Raw genomic sequence first — 19,007 nt, 5'->3', positions numbered from 1 at the left:
CAATTTTTTTCACATGGAAAAACTGATTTCGTATCCCATCTCTGTGGTCTATTACCTTTGTTTCGGACTAACCTTGGTGATTTTCCATCCCATACAATGGGTTTGTTTTAATGTCTTTGGCTATCAAGCACATAAAAAAAGTGTCGATTATCTCAATCTTTTTTTAGTAGGTTGTACGAGAATTCTGGGAACCCGTTGGTCCTTTTCTAACCGTGAACGCATTCCGCAAAATGTTCCTTTAATTTTTGTTGCCAATCACCAAAGTCTGTACGATATCATCGGAATCATTTGGTTTTTGCGAAAACATCACGCCAAATTCGTCAGTAAAAAAGAATTGGGAAAAGGAATTCCTTCTGTCTCTTACAATTTACGTCATGGAGGCTCCGTTTTAATTGACCGAAAAGACCCTAAACAAGCGTTACCCACCATCAAGGGACTCAGCGAATACATTGAAAAGCACAACCGAACAGCCGTAATTTTTCCAGAAGGAACCCGCAGTAAAACGGGTGCCACTAAAAAATTCTCAGAAAACGGTTTGAAAATTTTGTGCAAGTTTGCGCCCAATGCTTTGGTAGTGCCGATTACCATCAATAATTCGTGGAAAATGACCCAATTTGGGAAGTTTCCTTTGGGATTAGGAAAACACATTAAATATACAATACACGAACCCTTGGCGGTAAAAGATTACGACTTTGCCACACTGTTTGAAAAAACAGAACAAGCGGTCAACAGTGCCATTCACAATTCATAATTTATAATTACATATAATGTCTATTAAAAACATCCGATTGGAAGTGATGCAATTCCTCGAAAAAAGCATCGATAGCTTTGTTGACGAATACCTCGTTCCCGTCGAAAAAATTTGGCAACCTACTGATTTGTTGCCCGATTCTCAAAAAGAGAATTTTATTGAAGAAGTTCGCGAATTGCGCGAAATAGCCAACGATTTACCCTATGATTTTTGGGTTGTAATGGTAGGCGACACCATTACGGAAGAAGCTTTACCTACCTATGAATCCTGGTTGATGGAAGTAGAAGGTGTCGATAACGAAGGTCGCAATGGCTGGTCAAAATGGGTGCGCCATTGGACTGGGGAAGAAAATCGCCACGGCGATGCTTTAAATAAGTATTTGTACTTGTCTGGGCGCGTCAATATGCGAGAAGTGGAAGTAACCACCCAACATTTAATCAATGACGGTTTTGATATCGGGACAGGAAAAGACCCGTATAAGAACTTTGTTTACACCAGTTTTCAAGAATTGGCAACCTATATCTCTCACAATCGGGTATCGCAATTGGCTAAAGATTTTGGAGATAAAAAGTTATCGCGTTTGTGTAAAATGGTAGCGGGTGATGAAATGCGTCACCATTTGGCCTATAGCGAATTTGTGAATCGTATTTTCAAAGTCGATCCGAGCGAAATGATGTTGGCGTTTCAATACATGATGAAACAAAAAATCACGATGCCGGCTCACTTCTTACGCGAGTCGGGAGAGAAAATCAGCACAGCTTTTGAAGAATTTTCGAATTCAGCACAGAAAATTGGGGTTTATACCGCCAACGATTATGTGGATATCTTGCGTAAATTAATCACGATGTGGGAAATTGATAAAATTTCGAGTTTAACGGATGAGGCCGAACGCGCACGTGATTATTTGATGAAATTACCCGATCGTATGGCTCGTATTTCTGAACGTTTGGTTTTACCTGAAGAAACTAAAAAATTCAAATGGGTACAACCCGCATTAGCCATTTAATATGGGGATCATTGATGCTACCATTATTTATGTAAAACAACAATTGGAAGGTGCAGAAGCCGGTCACGACTGGTTTCACATTGAACGGGTTTACCGCAATGCACTTCATATTGCTGATCAAGAAAATTGCAAACGGGAAGTGGTCCAGTTAGCCGCTTTATTACATGATATTGCCGATAGTAAGTTCCATGGAGGTGATGAAAGTATCGGACCCAAAACCGCGCGAACTTTTTTAGAAAGTCAGCACACCGATGCGGCTACAATTGATCATGTGGTAAAAATCATTGAAAATATTTCTTTCAAAGGTGGGAAAACGGAACGAACGTTTTCTTCTTTGGAATTGGATATCGTGCAAGATGCCGATCGTTTGGATGCTATTGGTGCCATAGGCATTGCCCGAACATTTAATTATGGAGGTTACAAAAACCGACCGATGTACGATCCAGCCATTGCACCCAATATAAACATGACCAAGGAAGAATACAAAGCAAGCAATGCACCTACAATTAATCATTTTTATGAGAAATTACTCTTACTGAAAGATAGAATGAATACCCCAGCAGGAAGAAAATTAGCCGAAGAACGCCATCGTTTTATGGAAGTTTTTTTAGCCCAATTTTATGCCGAATGGGAAGGCGCAAAATAAAAAAGAGAACCGCTGAGGTTCTCTTTTTTTATTAGGTAAAGATTTTATTTTCCGGGGAATTCCGCTTTCCGTTTTTCCAAGAATGCCGTTGTGCCTTCTTTGAAATCTTCAGTACCAAAACACTTTCCAAAGGATTTAATTTCGGTTTTGAATCCATCTTTGGCATCTACAAATCCGGCATTAACCGCTTTGATAGCATAACTGATAGCCACGGGTGAGTTTTTCAAGATTTTACTCGCAATGCCTTTGGTGAATTCTAGCAATTCGGCTTGGGGTACTACGTGATTGACTAAGCCGTAACTTTTTGCGGTTACGGCATCAATCATTCCCGCCGTCATGATCATTTCCATGGCGCGTCCTTTCCCAACTAATTGGGGTAAACGCTGTGTGCCACCATATCCAGGAATCACTCCCAATGTCACTTCAGGTAAGCCCATTTTTGCATTGTCCGAAGCAACTCGGAAATGACACGACATGGCCAGTTCCAATCCGCCGCCTAAGGCAAAACCATTCACTGCTGCAATGACAGGCGTTTTCATATTTTCGACAAAGTCAAATAATAACTCCTGACCTAAAGCCGCTAATTGCGCGCCTTCTTCAATTGAAAAATGCGCAAATTCAGAAATGTCGGCACCGGCTACAAAAGCTTTTTCTCCTGAACCGGTTAATACAATTGCTTTTACCGTTGCATCAGCATCCAATTGAGCTAAGGCATCGTGCAATTCTTGGATAGTTACTTTGTTTAAAGCATTGAGTTTACTCGGACGGTTAATGGTTACTTGCGCCAAATTTCCGTCGACGTCCACAAGGATATTTTCGAATGTCATACGTAGTGTTTTAGTGGTTTGTGAAAGGTAAGGTTACTTTGAAAGTTGTCCCTTTTCCATATTCGGATTCAAAAGTAATCGTTCCTTTATAATTTTCAATAATATTTTTGATAATCCCGAGTCCGAGCCCCATACCACTTGTTTTCGTAGTAAATTTGGGTTCGAAAATATGTTCCTGGTTGTCGGGTTCAATTCCAATTCCGTTATCTTTTACCAAAATGGTCACGCCTTCTTCATCGCGTTGAACGCTAACTTCAATGGATTTTTCTTCTTGTTCTTCGGGTAAGGCTTGTATCGCATTTTTCACCAAATTGGTAATGATACGAATCAATTGCGTGCGGTCCATTACCGTGATAATTTCCGCCTCAGTACTCGTAAACGTAATGTATTCTTCGTTAAAAATATCCAATGAGAATTCGACCACTTCCACCACATTCAAGGTTTCATTTTGCTGTGCCGGCATCGAGGCAAAGTTCGAAAAAGCCGAAGCCACCGCTGTCATCGTGTCGATTTGTTGAATGATGGTTTTGGTATAATCGTTGAGTTTCTGACGTAAATTCGGGTCGTTTTCATCAAACTTACGTTGGAAGCTTTGTACAGTAAGTCGCATCGGCGTCAACGGATTTTTAATCTCGTGCGCCACTTGTTTCGCCATTTCGCGCCAAGCTTGTTCCCGTTCAGATTGGGCCAACATCGAGGCACTTTCTTCTAACTTGTCCACCATTGCATTATAGGCTTTAATCAACGAATTGATTTCACGACTGTTGTCCTCAATCATGATTTTCTCATTCTTTTGGTTCAAACTGGTTTCGTTGATTTTATCCGAAATCGTTTTGAGTGATTGGGTGATGTAAGAAGATAAAAAATAAGCCAGTGCAAATGCAATCAACAGCATGAAAAAGTACACCTGTCCCAAGCGCACCAGGAAATCTTGGATTTCATTTTCATAGATACTATCATCCTCCACATAGGGTAAATTCAAAATCCCAAGTGGTTTGAATCGGTCGTCTTTGATTTGGGTAAAGGAAGACCGAATCTTGAGTCCGTCCACATTTTTAATATCCACATACCTTTTTTCAATGGATGATTGGACCAATTTTAAAATATACTGCGGAATAGGCGGAGAAATACTGTCTACGGCAAATGAAGCTTTGGACGATTTCAACAAATTCCCTTTCAAACTATAAATGTTGATTTCAACACTATGAATATCGGAGAGCTCGTGAATTTTATCCTTGAAAATTAAGGGTAAATTTTTCTCCGTTAGGGGATAAGTTGTGTTCGCTAATATGTAGTTAATATGCTCCCGAACCGCATCTTCCTTGCGTTCCAAGCGTTCTTGATGGAAATTGCGCGCCTCACTTTTGAACTGAAACAACGAAATCGACGCCATCAGAATCGATGCAATTAATATCAATACAATCATCGATAGGAAAATCCGTATACGAAGGGAAAGCATGGATATTTTGAAGTTGGAAAGCACTGAGTTGAGTTAGGAATTAAGAATTATTTTTTTTTCTAATATTCTTGTAAAACTTGAAACCGAGCATTATGAGAATTGAGAATCCGATAATTCCCACTACGCCGTAAATCCAGTCAATGGCATTTTTTAGAATGACCAAAAAGACGACAGCAAATAAGATGATTGTGGCGCCTTCGTTCCATAAGCGCATGAAGTTGGAACTGTATCGGGTGTCATCGTTTTGCAATTGCTTGTAGATTTGGTGGCATTTGAAATGATAGGCAAATAATAGCACCACAAACCCCAATTTCACTTGCATCCACGGCATGGCAATCCAACCCGGATTTAAATGCAATAAGGTCAAGGCAAATAATGTTGCCAACACCGCACTGGGCCACGTGATGATATACCATAACCGGTAGGTCATAATTTTGTATTGTGCCCCCAGAATTTCCTTTTCAGGCGATGGTTTGGATTGCGCTTCAATTTGATACACAAACAACCGAACAATGTAAAAGAGTCCGGCAAACCAGGTGATCACAAAGATCAAGTGCAAGGCTTTGATGTTGTTGTAGAGATCCATGGATACGTTTTAGGTTAAAGTTTCAGGTTGTAAAACGAACCTTTATTATTTACTCCAATCATTGACCCAATTGGCCACCACTTGGCACCATTCATCTTCATCGTTTAAACAAGGTACGGCAAAAAATGCTTCCCCTCCATTTTCGATAAACTCTTCGTTGGCACGCATCGCAATTTCTTCCAATGTTTCCAAACAATCCGAAACGAAAGCTGGTGTAACAACCGCTAATTTCTTGATGCCTTTAGCCGGCATTTTGTTGATTTCTACATCGGTATACGGCGTTAACCATTTGTCACCTGCTAAACGCGATTGAAAGGTCTGACTGTATTTCCCTTCAGGGATTCCCAATAATTCCACGACTTGTCGTGTTGTTTCATAACATTGGTGACGGTAGCAAAACTCATGCGCTGGAGAGGCCGTGACACAACATTTGTTGTCTATTGTACAATGCGATTTGGTAACATCCGTTTTGCGAATGTGACGTTTCGGAATGCCGTGGTAGGAAAACAATAAATGATCGTATTCAAAACCTTCCAAATGGTTTTTAATCGAATGGGCTAAAACTTGGATGAAATCAGGTTTGTTGTAAAAGGCAGGTACTTTGGTAATCGACATTTCCGGAAAATGCTTTTGTTGCAATTCATCCGCCAATGCCCAAATAGTGGTAGTGGAAGCCATAGCATACTGAGGATACAACGCCAATAACATCACATCGGTTACGCCTTTATCTTTCAATTCTTGCAAACCTTTTTGAATGGTCATGGTGCCATAACGCATCGCTAAAGCCACGGGGACATCTACAAGTTTTTCGACCTTATTGTGCATTTTTTTTGAAATTACAATGAGGGGTGAACCTTCATCCGTCCATATCTGACTGTAGGCCTCGGCTGATTTTTTAGGACGCGTTTGCAAAATTATTCCGCGTACCAATAAAGCTCTCAATAAATAAGGAACGTCAATAACGTATTTATCCATTAAAAATTCATCCAAATACGGCTTAACATCTTTTGGGGTCGGACTTTCAGGTGAACCGAGGTTGACTAATAATACTCCTTTCATTTTGGGCAATTTATTTTTTATCTATAATTTCTTTAAAATTCCTTTTTTGTCAATCCAACTTAAGTGTTGACTTGTAAATTCATTAAATATTTTTTGGGCGTGGTGCCAAATTTTTTCTTGAAGGCCGCTATGAAATGACTTCCTGTGCTGTAACCCACTTTGAGCCCTACTTCATTCACATTATACGAGCCACTATCCAACAGTTTACGGGCATAATCCATTTTGTAATCAAACAAAAATCCATACACAGTATCGCCGTAAATTTGTTTGAAACCCATTTTTAATTTTTTCAAATTCAAACCCACTTGATCGGCCAATTCTTGTAACCCCGGCGGTTCGGCCATGTTGGCAATTACGATTTCTTTAGCCTTACGGATTTTTAATACATTTTCTTCATCAATTAAAAACGGACATTGTTCGGCATTCGGATCTTCGGAGCGGTTAAAGTACAAACTCAACAACTCATAGCCTTTACCTTTGTAATAGAGATTTTTGATAGAGGGATTGAGGTTATAATGAAACAACTGACTCAGGACAATCGCCATGGACGGACTGATGTTGTTTTCTTTATAATATTTCTTGTCGATATTCTCTTCACTCAAAAACGGAATGTTCTCCGTATCCGAAGAAAATAATTTGTGGAGTTTTTTTATGGAAATTAAAATCGAAATCAACCAGGTATTTGGAGCCACTTCCAATTGAATGGGCAGCTCTTTTTGCGGATTATAAAACAATAACGATTTCTCTTCTTTTAATTCTAAAGCATAATTTCCATCGTTGAAAATGAATTTGGCTTTTCCTTTTAAGCCAAAATGAAACTGAATCAGCCCTTGCGGAACCGCTCGTTTCACGGGAAAATTTTCTGTTCCGTCGTTTTGAAAACGAATCAGTAAGAAATCTTCCTCAATTTTTATTTCTTCAAAAGAACCCATAGCGATATTTTTTCGTATATGTCTTCCGACGGAAGTCGAGTTTGTTATTTAGAATGAGTCTACATAAGTTAATCGTCAAGCCCCGTCATTGGTACAAATTTAAAATAAATAACGGAAAAAGTTCGTTTTACAATATAAATAACGCGAAGCGACATAAAAAGTCCTTTGAGCGTTATTTTTTAAAAATGTATTGAACGTAACTTTGTTCTACTTTTAGGAAAGAGCCCCTTCATGGAAAACGGAATCAAGATCAAACACAATTCCTTTTATGCAATTGGAATGAGTTACAAGAAAGCAGACGCTGAAACGCGCGGTCGTTTTAGTTTGGATGCCGTTGCGCAAGCAAAATTGTTGCAACAAGCTCAAGAAGAAAACATTGAGTCGTTAATTGTGACGTCTACCTGTAACCGTACCGAGATTTACGGTTTTGCCCAACATCCTTTTCAATTGATTAAATTGTTGTGCGAAAACAGTCGCGGTACTGTGGAAGATTTCCAAAAAGTAGCTTACGTATACAAAGGATCTGAAGCGATCAACCACATGTTCCGTGTGGGAACCGGTTTGGATAGTCAGATTTTAGGCGACTTCGAAATTATCAGTCAGTTGAAAACGGCTTTTGCGCAAAGCAAGGAAGAACAATTGGTCAATACGTTTCTCGAGCGATTAATCAATTCGGTGATTCAAGCTAGCAAAAAAATCAAAAACGAAACCGAAATTTCTACCGGCGCTACTTCCGTTTCTTTTGCGGCAGTGCAATACATTTTCAAAAACGTGGAGGCTATTTCAAATAAGAATATCTTGCTTTTTGGAACGGGTAAAATCGGTCGTAATACCTGTGAAAATTTGGTCAAACATACCAAACACAGTCATATCACTTTAATTAACCGCACCAAAGACAAAGCCGAACGCTTAGCGCGTAAACTAAATGTCATCGTAAAAGATTACGCCGATTTACAATTGGAAATACAAAATGCTGATGTATTGGTCGTGGCAACAGGAGCGCAAAATCCAACCGTCGACAAAGCGATTTTGAATTTGAAAAAACCGTTGACCATTTTGGATTTATCCATTCCCAAAAATGTACATGAAAATGTGATGGAAATTCCTGGCGTTACCTTGGTGCACATGGATCAATTATCGCAAATCACCGACGAGACATTGGAAAACCGCAAACAACACATTCCGGCTGCCGAAGCGATTATTGAAGAAGTTAAAGAAGAATTTATTGCTTGGACTAAGCAGCGTAAATTTGCTCCAACTATTCATGCCTTGAAAGCAAAATTGAATTCCATCAAGGAAGGCGAAATGAACGTGCAACGCAAAAAAATGTCCAATTTCGACGAAGAACAAGCGGAAATCATTACCGCTCGCATCATACAAAAAATTACCAACCATTTTGCCAATCACCTTAAAGATGAAAACACACCCGTCGATGAAAGTATCGAATGGATAGAAAAAGTGTTCCAATTGGCATCCTCTGAAAAATAAGATGAGTAAAACCATACGCATCGGAACCCGCGACAGCGAACTCGCCCTTTGGCAAGCCAAAACGGTAGAAAAACAGCTGAACGATCTGGGTTACCGCACCGAAATTATTGCCGTGAAATCCCAAGGTGACTTGGTACTGGACAAACCCTTGTACGAACTTGGGATCACCGGAATTTTTACCAAAACCTTAGACATCGCCATGATCAAAGGCGAAGTGGATATCGCTGTGCATTCCATGAAAGATGTTCCAACGGCTTTACCACAAGGTATTGTTCAAGCGGCCGTTTTACCTCGTGCCAATGTTTTAGACATCTTGGTGCATAAAGGTTCGACGGAATTCCTTGAAACTTCCGCGACCATTGCAACGGGAAGTTTACGCCGTCAAGCGCAATGGCTCAACCGTTATCCCCAACATACCGTGGTGGATCTACGTGGAAATGTCAACACCCGAATGCAAAAATTAAACGATAACGATTGGAGTGGTGCCGTTTTTGCCGCCGCTGGTTTGGAGCGTATCAACTTGAAACCGCAAACGTATCTTAACTTGGATTGGATGATACCCGCACCCGCACAAGGGGCTATGGTGGTAGTCGCTATGGAAAATGATCATTATGCACTCGAAGCCTTAGCCCAACTCAATGATATAGAAACCGAAGTGTGTACTGCCATCGAACGTCAATTTTTACGCACGCTTGAAGGAGGTTGTACCGCTCCCATCGGCGCTATAGCAAAATATGATGAAGCGCAAGATGAAATTCATTTCCACGGCGTATTGTTATCCATTGATGGAAAAGAAAAATTGGAAATTCAACGCAATTTTCCAATCAATGAATGGAAAAAATTAGGGTTTCATTGTGCCAAAGAAATCCTTGACAACGGCGGTGTTGCCTTAATGGAACGCATCAAAGCCCAATTGAAAAAGTAAGTTAAGTTCCAACGTTCTTAGAAAAAATGATTTCCCTACTGTCCACAAAATCCCTGACTGAATCCCAACGCCAACTGCTGGCGGAAGCAGGTCTGTCGGTGGTGGAACAGGAGTTTATTCGTGTACAGTTGTTACCCGTACCCGCAATCAAATGGCAACACAATCTGTTGTTCACGAGTCAGCAAGCGGTAAAAAGCGTGGTGGCCCAAAAGTCTATTCCCCATCCCGAAAACCATACTGTTTTTTGTGTGGGTGAAAAAACAAAAGCAGCCTTAGAAACAGCAGGTTTTATCGTGAAAGCCTCTTTTGAATCGGCTGAAACGATGGCTCATTTTCTCATCAATTCCGATGAGGATCACTTCGATTTCTTTTGCGGAAACCGTCGATTGGATACACTGCCCACACGTTTAATCCAAAATGGGAAAAACTTGCGTGAAATCGTGGTGTATTCCACCGAAAATCAAGCCCTAAAAATAGAAACACCTATCGATGGCGTACTCTTTTTTAGTCCGTCGGGGGTGGAGAGTTTCTTGGAAAAAAATACACTCGAAACACTACCTTGTTTTTGCATTGGCTCCACAACAGCTGCCGCATTACACGGGATTTTTCAAAATATTCACATTGCGCCAACTCCCACCGTGGAGGCTACGCTACAACTCAGTATAGACTATTTTAAACGCTGAATTACTATTCGGCTAAACGATAAATTATGATTAAAAACGACCTTTTTTTACGTGCTTTAAATAACGAAAAAGTAGAACGTCCGCCTGTGTGGATGATGCGTCAAGCCGGACGCTATTTGCCTGAATTCCGTGCACTTCGCGATAAATATGATTTTTTCACCCGTTGCGAAACACCTGAATTAGCAGCCGAAATTACGGTACAACCGATTCGTATTGTACAGCCCGATGCCGCTATTTTGTTTTCGGATATCTTGGTTGTGCCACGCGCTATGGGTATTCACGTCGAACTCAAAGACAATTTGGGGCCGATTATCCCGAATCCTATCCGCACGATGGAGCAAGTAGACCAAGTTTTTGTGCCTAATATTCAGGAAACTCTAGGCTATGTGATGGATGCCGTGAAATTGACCAAAGAAATGTTGAACGATGAGGTGCCTTTAATCGGTTTCGCCGGTTCGCCCTGGACAATTTTCTGCTATGCCGTAGAAGGAAAAGGTTCGAAAAGTTTTGATACCGCCAAAGGATTTTGTTTCTCTAATCCCGTGGCCGCACACACTTTATTACAAAAAATCACCGACACCACCATTTTATACTTAAAAGAAAAAGTAAAAGCGGGCGTTAATGCGGTACAAATTTTTGATTCTTGGGGCGGCATGTTGTCTCCAGCCGATTATCAAGAGTTTTCATGGAAATACATCAACCAAATCGTCGAGGCGTTGGCCGAAGAAACCAAAGTTATCGTATTCGGAAAAGGTTGCTGGTTTGCCCTAGGCCAGATGGCCAAATCCAAAGCTTCGGCGTTAGGAGTAGATTGGACGTGCTCGGCGCGAAATGCCCGTTATTTAACCGGCGGGAACATTACCCTACAAGGAAATTTCGATCCCAGTCGCTTGTTGTCACCTATTCCGACCATCAAAAAAATGGTCCACGAAATGATTGACGAGTTTGGCAAAGACAATTACATCGTGAATCTTGGCCACGGCATTCTACCCAATATTCCGGTCGATCATGCCAAAGCCTTTATTGAAGCGGTGAAAGAATATAATCAGTAATCAGTTGGGCAGTGTTCAGTGTTCAATGAACAGTACATAGTGTGAACAGCGACTGAAAACTAAAATTTTATGAAGGAAAAATTTCTATCCTATATCCATAATCTTCAAGACCAGATTTGTTCGGGTCTCGAAGCCATTGACGGTGCTGCCAAATTTCGAGAAGATCTTTGGGACCGACCCGAAGGTGGCGGCGGTCGAACACGCGTAATCGAGAACGGTCAGGTTTTTGAAAAAGGCGGCGTGAATATTTCGGCGGTTCATGGCAAATTACCCGATTCCATGCAGCAACTGTTCAAGGTAGGTGAAGCCGATTTCTTTGCTTGTGGCTTGAGTTTGGTTATTCACCCCAAAAATCCAATGGTGCCAACCGTACATGCCAACTGGCGCTATTTTGAAATGTATGATGCCCAAGGAGAAGTCATGCAGAGTTGGTTCGGCGGCGGACAAGATTTAACACCCTATTATTTGTTTGATGAAGATGCGATTCATTTTCATCAAACGTGTAAAACCGCCTGTGATGCGCACGATACTTCATTTTATCCCAAATACAAAAAACAATGTGATGCCTATTTTTGGAATACACATCGCAAAGAAGCCCGTGGCGTCGGCGGCTTGTTTTTTGATTATTTAAAAGCTGACGAACAGCATACCATGAACGATTGGTATGATTTTGTTACCGAAGTCGGGAACAGTTTCTTGCAAGCCTATGTTCCTATCGTTGAACGTAGAAAAGACTTGTCCTATTCGGAGACACAACGAAATTGGCAGGAAATTCGCCGCGGTCGTTATGTCGAATTTAATTTGGTGCACGATAAAGGCACGTTGTTCGGACTCAAAACCAACGGGCGGATTGAATCCATATTAATGAGTTTACCTCCCCATGTTCAGTGGGTGTATGATCATCATCCCGAACCGGGTAGCGAAGAAGCGCGATTATTGGAAGTTTTGGCGCAACCTTTGGAGTGGGTGGTGAGCGATTAGCTTTCGGCCATTAGCTCTGCTAATGAATTAAATTATCAAATAATATTGAGTAAAGATTTGGCATTTATAGATAATGAGACTAGTAATAAACTACTAGTTCATGGGGAAGAAATCAAGAAAATGTTAAATGCATTAATTCATAAATTATCAAAATAAAAGGTTAGTTACTAATTGCTGAAAGCTAATTGCTAATTACTGAAAGCTAATTGCTAATCGCTAAATACAAAAAAATTATGTTTCCATTACAAAGAGGTAGAAGATTACGTGTTAACGAGAGCATTCGCTCCTTAGTTCGCGAAACGACATTAAGTCCGGCCGACTTTATGTTCCCCATGTTTATTGCCGAAGGAGAAAACTACCGTTCGGAAATTCCCTCCATGCCGTGTATTTTTCGCCGTTCGTTAGATTTAACGGTAGAAGAAGTCAAAGAATTGTTTGCATTGGGAATTCGTGCCGTAAACATCTATGTGAAAGTTGATGAAAGTTTGAAAGATAATACCGGAAAAGAAGCTTGGAACCCGGAAGGATTGATGCAACGCGCCATTCGTGCCATTAAAGCCGCTTGTCCCGAGATGATTGTTATGCCCGATGTGGCTTTGGATCCCTATTCGATCTATGGTCATGATGGAATTATCAAAAACGGAGATATTGCCAACGACGAAACCAACGAAGCTTTGGTGAAAATGGCCGTTTCACATGCCGAAGCGGGTGCCGATTTTGTGGCCCCCAGCGATATGATGGACGGTCGGGTGTTGCGCCTTCGTCAAGGGTTGGATGCTGCTGGTTTTCATCATGTGGGCATTATGAGTTATTCCGCTAAATACGCTTCAGCGTTTTACGGACCTTTCCGAGATGCCTTGGATAGCGCTCCCAAAGAAGCCGATGTGGTGGTTCCCAAAGACAAAAAAACTTACCAAATGGATTATGCCAATCGCATTGAAGCCGTCAAAGAAGCCCTTTGGGATGTAGAAGAAGGCGCGGATATGGTGATGGTCAAACCCGGAATTGCTTACTTGGATATCGTGCGTGAAGTCAAAAATGCAGTGAATGTTCCTGTGACAGTTTTTCACGTTTCTGGGGAATATGCCATGATAAAAGCGGCTGCCGAACGCGGCTGGTTGGACCACGACAAGATTATGATGGAGCAATTGATGTGTATCAAAAGGGCAGGAGCGAGTTTGATTTCGACCTATTTTGCCAAAGAAGCTGCGATTCTATTGAATCAGCGCTAGTCCTGATAATTATCATAGTGAATCAATAAATTACAAGATACCTTTACGTATCAAATAAGAACGATCATGAAGAAACTAGGAATTGGGTTGGGTATGTTGGCCTTCGCATTTATATTCATAGCATGTGGCGGTGATCAAAAGAAAACCGACAATTACGGCAATGAAGTCAACGAAGAAACAGCAGTAAAAGAAACTTCAACAAATGCCGATTTTCCGTTAGCCGAACAAGGAAAAGAATTGTTTGAAGGTGTGGGAACTTGTGCGACCTGCCATAAACCCGATACTAAAGTGGTTGGGCCAAGTTTATTGGATATTGCCCAAGCTTACAAGGAAAATAAAGCGAGTATAGCTAGTTTTTTAAACGAAGAATCCAAGCCCATTGTAGATCCATCACAATACACCGTAATGAAAGCTAATTTTGCCATAACCAAAAACATGAAACCCGAGGAGCGTCAAGCCCTAGAGCAGTATATCATGAGTCAGGCAAAATAATCACCAACTAACTAACTGAAAAAGCTCAAGACGCAATTATCTTGGGCTTTTTTTTGTTTTTTATCCGTACCTTGTTCACATGTTAACTTTAGCAAGCGTTACCGTACGGACACCTTTAGGTTTTGCCCAAATATCTGGAAATGAATTGGGCATACAATCGGTAAGGATAATAGACGAAGGTGAAGTGAGTACCGAAATCCCAGTAGTTTTAAAGGATGCCGTGCAACAACTTTCGGAGTATTTTGAAGGGAATCGCACCGAGTTTCAATTGAAATTGAATCCGAAAGGGACCGAATTTCAGCAAAGAGTTTGGAATGCTTTACTCCAAATTCCGTTTGGCAAAACCACCTCTTACCAACAATTAACGTTGCAGTTGGGCGATCCCAAAGCGATTCGTGCGGTAGCTTCGGCCAACGGTAAAAATCCACTTTGGATTATTGTACCTTGCCATCGCGTCATTGGATCGGATGGGTCCTTAACCGGTTATGCCGGTGGTTTACATCGCAAACAATGGTTGTTGGATCATGAACAACCGAATAAACAACAAGTTTTATTTTAATAATTTTTATATGAAAAAAGCAACCGTAGTTATTGCATTTTTATTGGTTTCAATGGTCAATTTTGCTCAAGAAACCAACTCCTTAATTGGCAAATGGACTTTCAAAGAACCCTATGAAGTGGAAAAGTTTGAAGCGGATGAATTGAAAATGGTGAATGAGATGTTTAAAAATTTATCATTGGAGATTACTGCTAAAGAAATTACGATTTCCTTATTTGATAAGTCAGAAAAATCAGAATATACTATTCCTAAAGACAAACCCAATGTGATTCAATTAACTTCTAAAACAGGCCAATCGGTTGAAGTTGAAATCCTTAAAAAGGAGGAAAAACAAATTGTAGTTAAAATTGGTAGAGCAGGGCCATTTGTTTTAGTGAAAGCGTAACTAATTTTTATAATTGGCTTAATTTTAGTACATTAGTGCTTTATAAACGCCAAATATTTTAGTATGTTAGACAAAATTAAATTAGAACACATTCTGTTTCTCGATATCGAGACCGTTCCCCAAGAAGAATTCTTTAACCAGATGGATCCCGAAATGCAAACGCTTTGGGAACAAAAAACGCAATACCAGCGAAGGGATGAATTTTCACCTGAAGAGTTTTATGATCGGGCAGGCATTTGGGCCGAGTTTGGTAAAATCGTGTGCATTTCTGTCGGGTATTTTCAAATCAAAGGTGACATTCGCAATTTTCGAGTGACTTCTTTTTTTGGAGAAGAAAAACAATTGCTTAAAGATTTTAATAATCTTTTAAATAATCATTTTAGCGGCCCGCAATATGTGTTGTGTGGGCATAATATCAAAGAATTTGACATTCCTTTTATTGCGCGTAGAATGATTATTAATGGGGTTTCCCTTTCGGGTAAATTGAATTTATTTGGAAAAAAACCCTGGGAAATTCCGCATTTGGACACCATGGAATTGTGGAAGTTTGGAGATTTTAAACATTTTACTTCCTTGAAATTATTGTCTAAAATTTTAGGCATTCCCACCTCCAAAGACGATATCGACGGAAGTCAGGTGGGTGAAGTTTTTTATAAAGAAAAAGACATCGACCGAATAGTCACCTATTGTGAAAAAGACGTCGTAGCAGTCGCCCAAGTAATGTTGCGTTTTCGGAATGAAGAACTGTTGGTTCAAGACGAAATTTTACATGTATAAAAAAAGGATGTCAGTTACGACATCCTTTTTTATTTTAAATATGGTAATATCTATTTCTTGATTACCACGCGTTGTGAAGTTGAACCTAAACTATTCTCCACACGAACAATGTAAACGCCTTCAGATAAATGTTGAACATTCAATTTAGCGGTATCGCCATGGGTTTCACGATTTAGTACTTCACGTCCTTGTAAATCATACAAACGAACCTGAGTCAATTCCACACTATTTGGAATCAACACATTGATTAATTCGTTGGTTGGATTAGGGAATACGCGTACATTTTCTAAAGTCACTTCAGGAGTAGCTAATGCAGCAGAAACACGACACAAATCAATACTGAATGCATTTACGGTTCCTCCGTCGCCATTCCAAGGGTCGCTAATATTTAAAATCCAATCCCCGTCTGCAGGTAAGGAGTTTAGCGAACTTAAACTATCAACTGGAGCTACTGGTCCGGTTAAAGATGGTGCCGTTGTCACACAACTTGGAGGCACACCATCATCATCAAACGTACAGTTCATGTCATCGTTATCACCACAAGCTTCTTGAAGTAAGATGATGTTCGGACTACCAATTGAAGCCGGACCTTGAAGGGTAATGGTCATGTCTTGAATGTAGGTGTGGGTTATATTCACATTTACATTAATATCTCCAATAGTATATCCACCTGTAATTGTTAATGGAACACTCGCACTTGAATTCGCAACAGAAGCGATGGATGCGTCAGAAAAATCAGTAGCATCAAACGTTTGATCACAGGTTACCGTTCCTGTATCAAAACTAAATACACTAGCTGATGAAGCAACTCCATTACCACAACGATTGGTTGGGATGATTCTCCAAAAATAGCGAGTGGCTTGAGCTAATCCTGTAACAGTGAATCTATTTAAGGTAGTTGATTCATTGACTAAAAAGGAACTAAAAGCGCTATCGGTAGAAACTTGAACCGTGTAATTTTCAGCATTTGAATCCAAATTCCATTTTAATACAGCAGATGTAGATAATCCGGTTTGACCGTTAGAAGGAGAGTTTAAAGCTACAGGTTGGAAAGCAGCATTGAAAATACGTAAAGTTTTGTATCTCGTCTCGGTTTCTGTACCATTATTTCCAGTGATTCCTACGAAATATTCTCCAGGAACCGCATTTGATAATCCAGTTACAGTCATAGTAACTGTTCCCGCCGCACTTAACGAACTAGGACTGAATGAAGCCGAAGCTCCTGAAGGAAGTCCTGCTGCCGAAAAAGTAGTCGTTCCCGATCCTGATTGGGTGTAATTAAAGGTGTAAGAAGCCGTTTGGTTAGCACAAACCAATTGGTCTGTACTGGTTGAATTCAAAGCAAATGTCGAACTTAATCCTGTAATTACTAAAGAGTATTTCTGACTTCCAGAAACTAGGTTTCCTTTATGAGTGATGGTAATGGTATATTGTCCTGCTGTTGGCGTATCAATTTTCACCAATTCAACATTATCCACATTGTTGTCTCCTGTACGAACAGCTGGAGCTGAAGGATCTGAAGTCAATTTCCATGGGTAATACGTAGTTCCATTACGGGTGATTCGAATATCCAAGTCGTTGACTAAAGCACGAACAAATTCATTGGGTGTCGTACTCGTATTCATGTTTCCTGGTAAATCAGTCCAAGTAATAGAAGCCATCAATGGCGTTGTACCACTAGCATTTACATTCATGGTGAATGTTTGTCCTTGATTTAAATTTTCTTCGGAAACCCATGAAGTCAAACCGTTTCCAGTAAGCGTTTCTACTGCTTTTTTAGCATTTAATAATCCCCATCCAAAAGTGGCATCCGGCCCTACATTTCCTGCATCATCAGCAGTATGACAAGCCAAACCTTTCAACGTAGCAGCACGCATGAATGAATTGTATAAATTTTTATAGTGTTGTTGGAATAAGATTAAGGTACCAGCCACATTAGGTGATGCCATCGAAGTTCCCGTCATTGTTGTTACAGCAGTATTACTAGTACTGTTAGTTGAGGTTAAGGATGTTCCATTACCTGTAATGTCCGGTTTGATACGGAAATCATCGGTAGGTCCTTGACTACTTGAACTGTTAATGCTAATAGTCCCAGTTACTGCTCCAGTTGTTGCGTTGATTGAAGTTACATCTTGACAATTGGCAACTACCAAGTTGTTTTTACACACTTTATTTGTGGTTAATTTATCATAGCCGGGCGCTAATGGATCGGTGTTGGCATTAGAATCGCCTTCGTTTCCAGCTGAAGCCACTTGTAAGTAATAAGGGGAATTGTAGGCAATTTCATCCCATGCATACGCATCAGAAATATAAGCTCCAACAATCCACCCTGGAATTGTTGTTGTCCCCGAAGAAATCGGCACACCATAAGAATGATTGGAAACCAACATCCCCAATTGAATTTCACTCAATGCTTCAGATTCATCATCGGTCCATTCAAAGGTTCTTGCCGAGGCAGCGGGTGCCATCCCTTTCACTGTAGCAGGATTAGCCGAAGCCACCATGGTCCCTGTAACGTGTGTAGAGTGTGAATTCAAAGTTCCATTCGGATTGTCAATAACAGAAACACGTCCACCAAAGGCATTGTGTGTGGTTCGCACCATGCCGCCATCCCAAACGCGAACAGTCATGTTCTCACCATTCAAGTTTAATCCCATACCACCACCGGTATGCAAAAAGTTAGTTCGGGTGGTCTTAGCTGCTGCAACATTATCCGTTGAAAAGTACATAGGATATCCATCCGGTGTAAGTTTCATTAATTCTGCAAAAGAACCATCCGCATTTTCAATGGTTAATGGCCAACCATTTACTTTGGCCGCTGCTTCTGCTTTTGCTTTTTCAGCACGCTGTAAACGTTGGTAAAAAGCTTGGCGCTCTTTTAATTTATCCAAATCGTAGTGCGAAACAATTTCTGCAACATCCTTTGGAGTTTGCGCCTGAAGTGTAGAAAAACCCAGTACAAATAATAAGGGTAAATAAATTTTTTTCATTGTGTAGTAATGAAGTTTTTAGTTTGATTGGTAATAGCTTCCAAATATAATGAACTTGTCACATTTTTAATGAATTAACCTTTAGATTATCGATGAAATACTTGTTTTTAATGGAGTATTCTTATTTTGTATACTCTTTTATTCCTATTTTTCATTCTGAGATTAAATAGTACATTT

General features: G+C 40.3%; 20 protein-coding genes. 14 read left to right on the top strand and 6 right to left on the bottom strand.

Going from position 1 to position 19,007, the window contains the following annotated elements; translation table 11 throughout:
- Window positions 1–13: 13 nt before the first annotated feature.
- From OLM45_RS02795 to OLM45_RS02785, 3 genes are read left to right on the top strand one after another with little or no spacing between them, the layout of a single operon-like run.
- The gene (locus OLM45_RS02795) at window positions 14–751 is read left to right on the top strand and encodes a lysophospholipid acyltransferase family protein (protein ID WP_264511786.1); all 738 of its coding nucleotides are present in this window, start codon (window positions 14–16) and stop codon (window positions 749–751) included.
- 16 nt (window positions 752–767) lie between these two features.
- Window positions 768–1,757, top strand: coding sequence for an acyl-ACP desaturase (locus tag OLM45_RS02790; RefSeq protein WP_264511784.1), 990 nt, complete (start codon window positions 768–770; stop codon window positions 1,755–1,757).
- A 1-nt stretch (window position 1,758) separates the two neighbouring features.
- On the top strand, window positions 1,759–2,403 hold the full coding sequence (locus OLM45_RS02785) for an HD domain-containing protein (RefSeq protein ID WP_264511782.1): 645 nt from the start codon (window positions 1,759–1,761) through the stop codon (window positions 2,401–2,403).
- A gap of 44 nt (window positions 2,404–2,447) precedes the next feature.
- Here OLM45_RS02785 and OLM45_RS02780 read toward each other — a convergent pair whose 3' ends face one another.
- The 5 genes from OLM45_RS02780 to OLM45_RS02760 all read right to left on the bottom strand — a co-directional run bounded on the left by OLM45_RS02780 (window position 2,448) and on the right by OLM45_RS02760 (window position 7,266).
- Window positions 2,448–3,230 (bottom strand): enoyl-CoA hydratase/isomerase family protein, encoded by a 783-nt coding sequence (locus tag OLM45_RS02780; protein ID WP_264511780.1) that lies wholly within the window; start codon window positions 3,228–3,230, stop codon window positions 2,448–2,450.
- 10 nt (window positions 3,231–3,240) lie between these two features.
- Window positions 3,241–4,656: a sensor histidine kinase gene (locus tag OLM45_RS02775; RefSeq protein WP_264512912.1), complete on the bottom strand. Its 1,416-nt coding sequence runs from the start codon at window positions 4,654–4,656 to the stop codon at window positions 3,241–3,243.
- A 73-nt stretch (window positions 4,657–4,729) separates the two neighbouring features.
- The gene (locus OLM45_RS02770; RefSeq protein ID WP_264511778.1) at window positions 4,730–5,275 is read right to left on the bottom strand and encodes a CopD family protein; all 546 of its coding nucleotides are present in this window, start codon (window positions 5,273–5,275) and stop codon (window positions 4,730–4,732) included.
- Window positions 5,276–5,320: 45 nt separating this feature from the next.
- Window positions 5,321–6,334 (bottom strand): ferrochelatase, encoded by a 1,014-nt coding sequence (gene hemH, locus OLM45_RS02765; protein WP_264511776.1) that lies wholly within the window; start codon window positions 6,332–6,334, stop codon window positions 5,321–5,323.
- A gap of 59 nt (window positions 6,335–6,393) precedes the next feature.
- Window positions 6,394–7,266 (bottom strand): helix-turn-helix domain-containing protein, encoded by an 873-nt coding sequence (locus tag OLM45_RS02760; RefSeq protein WP_264511774.1) that lies wholly within the window; start codon window positions 7,264–7,266, stop codon window positions 6,394–6,396.
- A gap of 231 nt (window positions 7,267–7,497) precedes the next feature.
- On the opposite strand from OLM45_RS02760, the gene hemA reads away from it, so the two are divergent.
- From hemA to OLM45_RS02710, 11 genes are all read left to right on the top strand, one after another.
- Window positions 7,498–8,754, top strand: a complete 1,257-nt coding sequence (hemA, locus tag OLM45_RS02755; protein ID WP_264511772.1) for a glutamyl-tRNA reductase — start codon at window positions 7,498–7,500, stop codon at window positions 8,752–8,754.
- A gap of 1 nt (window position 8,755) precedes the next feature.
- Window positions 8,756–9,679 carry a hydroxymethylbilane synthase gene (gene hemC, locus OLM45_RS02750; protein WP_264511770.1) on the top strand — a complete coding sequence of 308 codons (924 nt, stop codon included), beginning with the start codon at window positions 8,756–8,758 and terminating at the stop codon, window positions 9,677–9,679.
- Window positions 9,680–9,705: 26 nt separating this feature from the next.
- Window positions 9,706–10,362 carry a uroporphyrinogen-III synthase gene (locus OLM45_RS02745; RefSeq protein WP_264511768.1) on the top strand — a complete coding sequence of 219 codons (657 nt, stop codon included), beginning with the start codon at window positions 9,706–9,708 and terminating at the stop codon, window positions 10,360–10,362.
- A gap of 26 nt (window positions 10,363–10,388) precedes the next feature.
- Window positions 10,389–11,414: a uroporphyrinogen decarboxylase gene (gene hemE, locus OLM45_RS02740; RefSeq protein ID WP_264511766.1), complete on the top strand. Its 1,026-nt coding sequence runs from the start codon at window positions 10,389–10,391 to the stop codon at window positions 11,412–11,414.
- 69 nt (window positions 11,415–11,483) lie between these two features.
- Window positions 11,484–12,395 (top strand): oxygen-dependent coproporphyrinogen oxidase, encoded by a 912-nt coding sequence (gene hemF / locus OLM45_RS02735; protein ID WP_264511764.1) that lies wholly within the window; start codon window positions 11,484–11,486, stop codon window positions 12,393–12,395.
- 9 nt (window positions 12,396–12,404) lie between these two features.
- Window positions 12,405–12,551: a four helix bundle protein gene (locus OLM45_RS13250; RefSeq protein WP_413614196.1), complete on the top strand. Its 147-nt coding sequence runs from the start codon at window positions 12,405–12,407 to the stop codon at window positions 12,549–12,551.
- 77 nt (window positions 12,552–12,628) lie between these two features.
- Window positions 12,629–13,627, top strand: a complete 999-nt coding sequence (gene hemB, locus OLM45_RS02730; protein WP_264511762.1) for a porphobilinogen synthase — start codon at window positions 12,629–12,631, stop codon at window positions 13,625–13,627.
- 66 nt (window positions 13,628–13,693) lie between these two features.
- On the top strand, window positions 13,694–14,119 hold the full coding sequence (locus tag OLM45_RS02725; protein ID WP_264511760.1) for a c-type cytochrome: 426 nt from the start codon (window positions 13,694–13,696) through the stop codon (window positions 14,117–14,119).
- A 79-nt stretch (window positions 14,120–14,198) separates the two neighbouring features.
- Entirely contained in the window at window positions 14,199–14,678 is a 480-nt protein-coding gene (locus tag OLM45_RS02720; protein ID WP_264511758.1) for a methylated-DNA--[protein]-cysteine S-methyltransferase, read from the top strand.
- Between the two features lie 10 nt (window positions 14,679–14,688).
- A complete protein-coding gene (locus OLM45_RS02715; RefSeq protein WP_264511756.1) occupies window positions 14,689–15,063 on the top strand; it encodes a hypothetical protein in 375 nt (124 codons plus the stop codon).
- 63 nt (window positions 15,064–15,126) lie between these two features.
- Complete coding sequence (locus tag OLM45_RS02710; RefSeq protein ID WP_129460398.1) at window positions 15,127–15,840, top strand: 3'-5' exonuclease; 714 nt, start codon at window positions 15,127–15,129, stop codon at window positions 15,838–15,840.
- A 50-nt stretch (window positions 15,841–15,890) separates the two neighbouring features.
- Here the strand turns inward: OLM45_RS02710 and OLM45_RS02705 are convergent, their stop codons facing one another.
- A complete protein-coding gene (locus tag OLM45_RS02705; RefSeq protein WP_264511755.1) occupies window positions 15,891–18,830 on the bottom strand; it encodes a S8 family serine peptidase in 2,940 nt (979 codons plus the stop codon).
- Between the last annotated feature and the right edge of the window lie 177 nt (window positions 18,831–19,007).

The sequence above is a fragment of the Flavobacterium sp. N1719 genome (assembly GCF_025947045.1).
GTDB classification, from domain to species: Bacteria; Bacteroidota; Bacteroidia; order Flavobacteriales; family Flavobacteriaceae; genus Flavobacterium; species Flavobacterium stagni.
The sequence above is the reverse complement of the archived record's forward strand: the minus strand, read 5'-3'. Positions and strand labels throughout refer to the sequence as shown.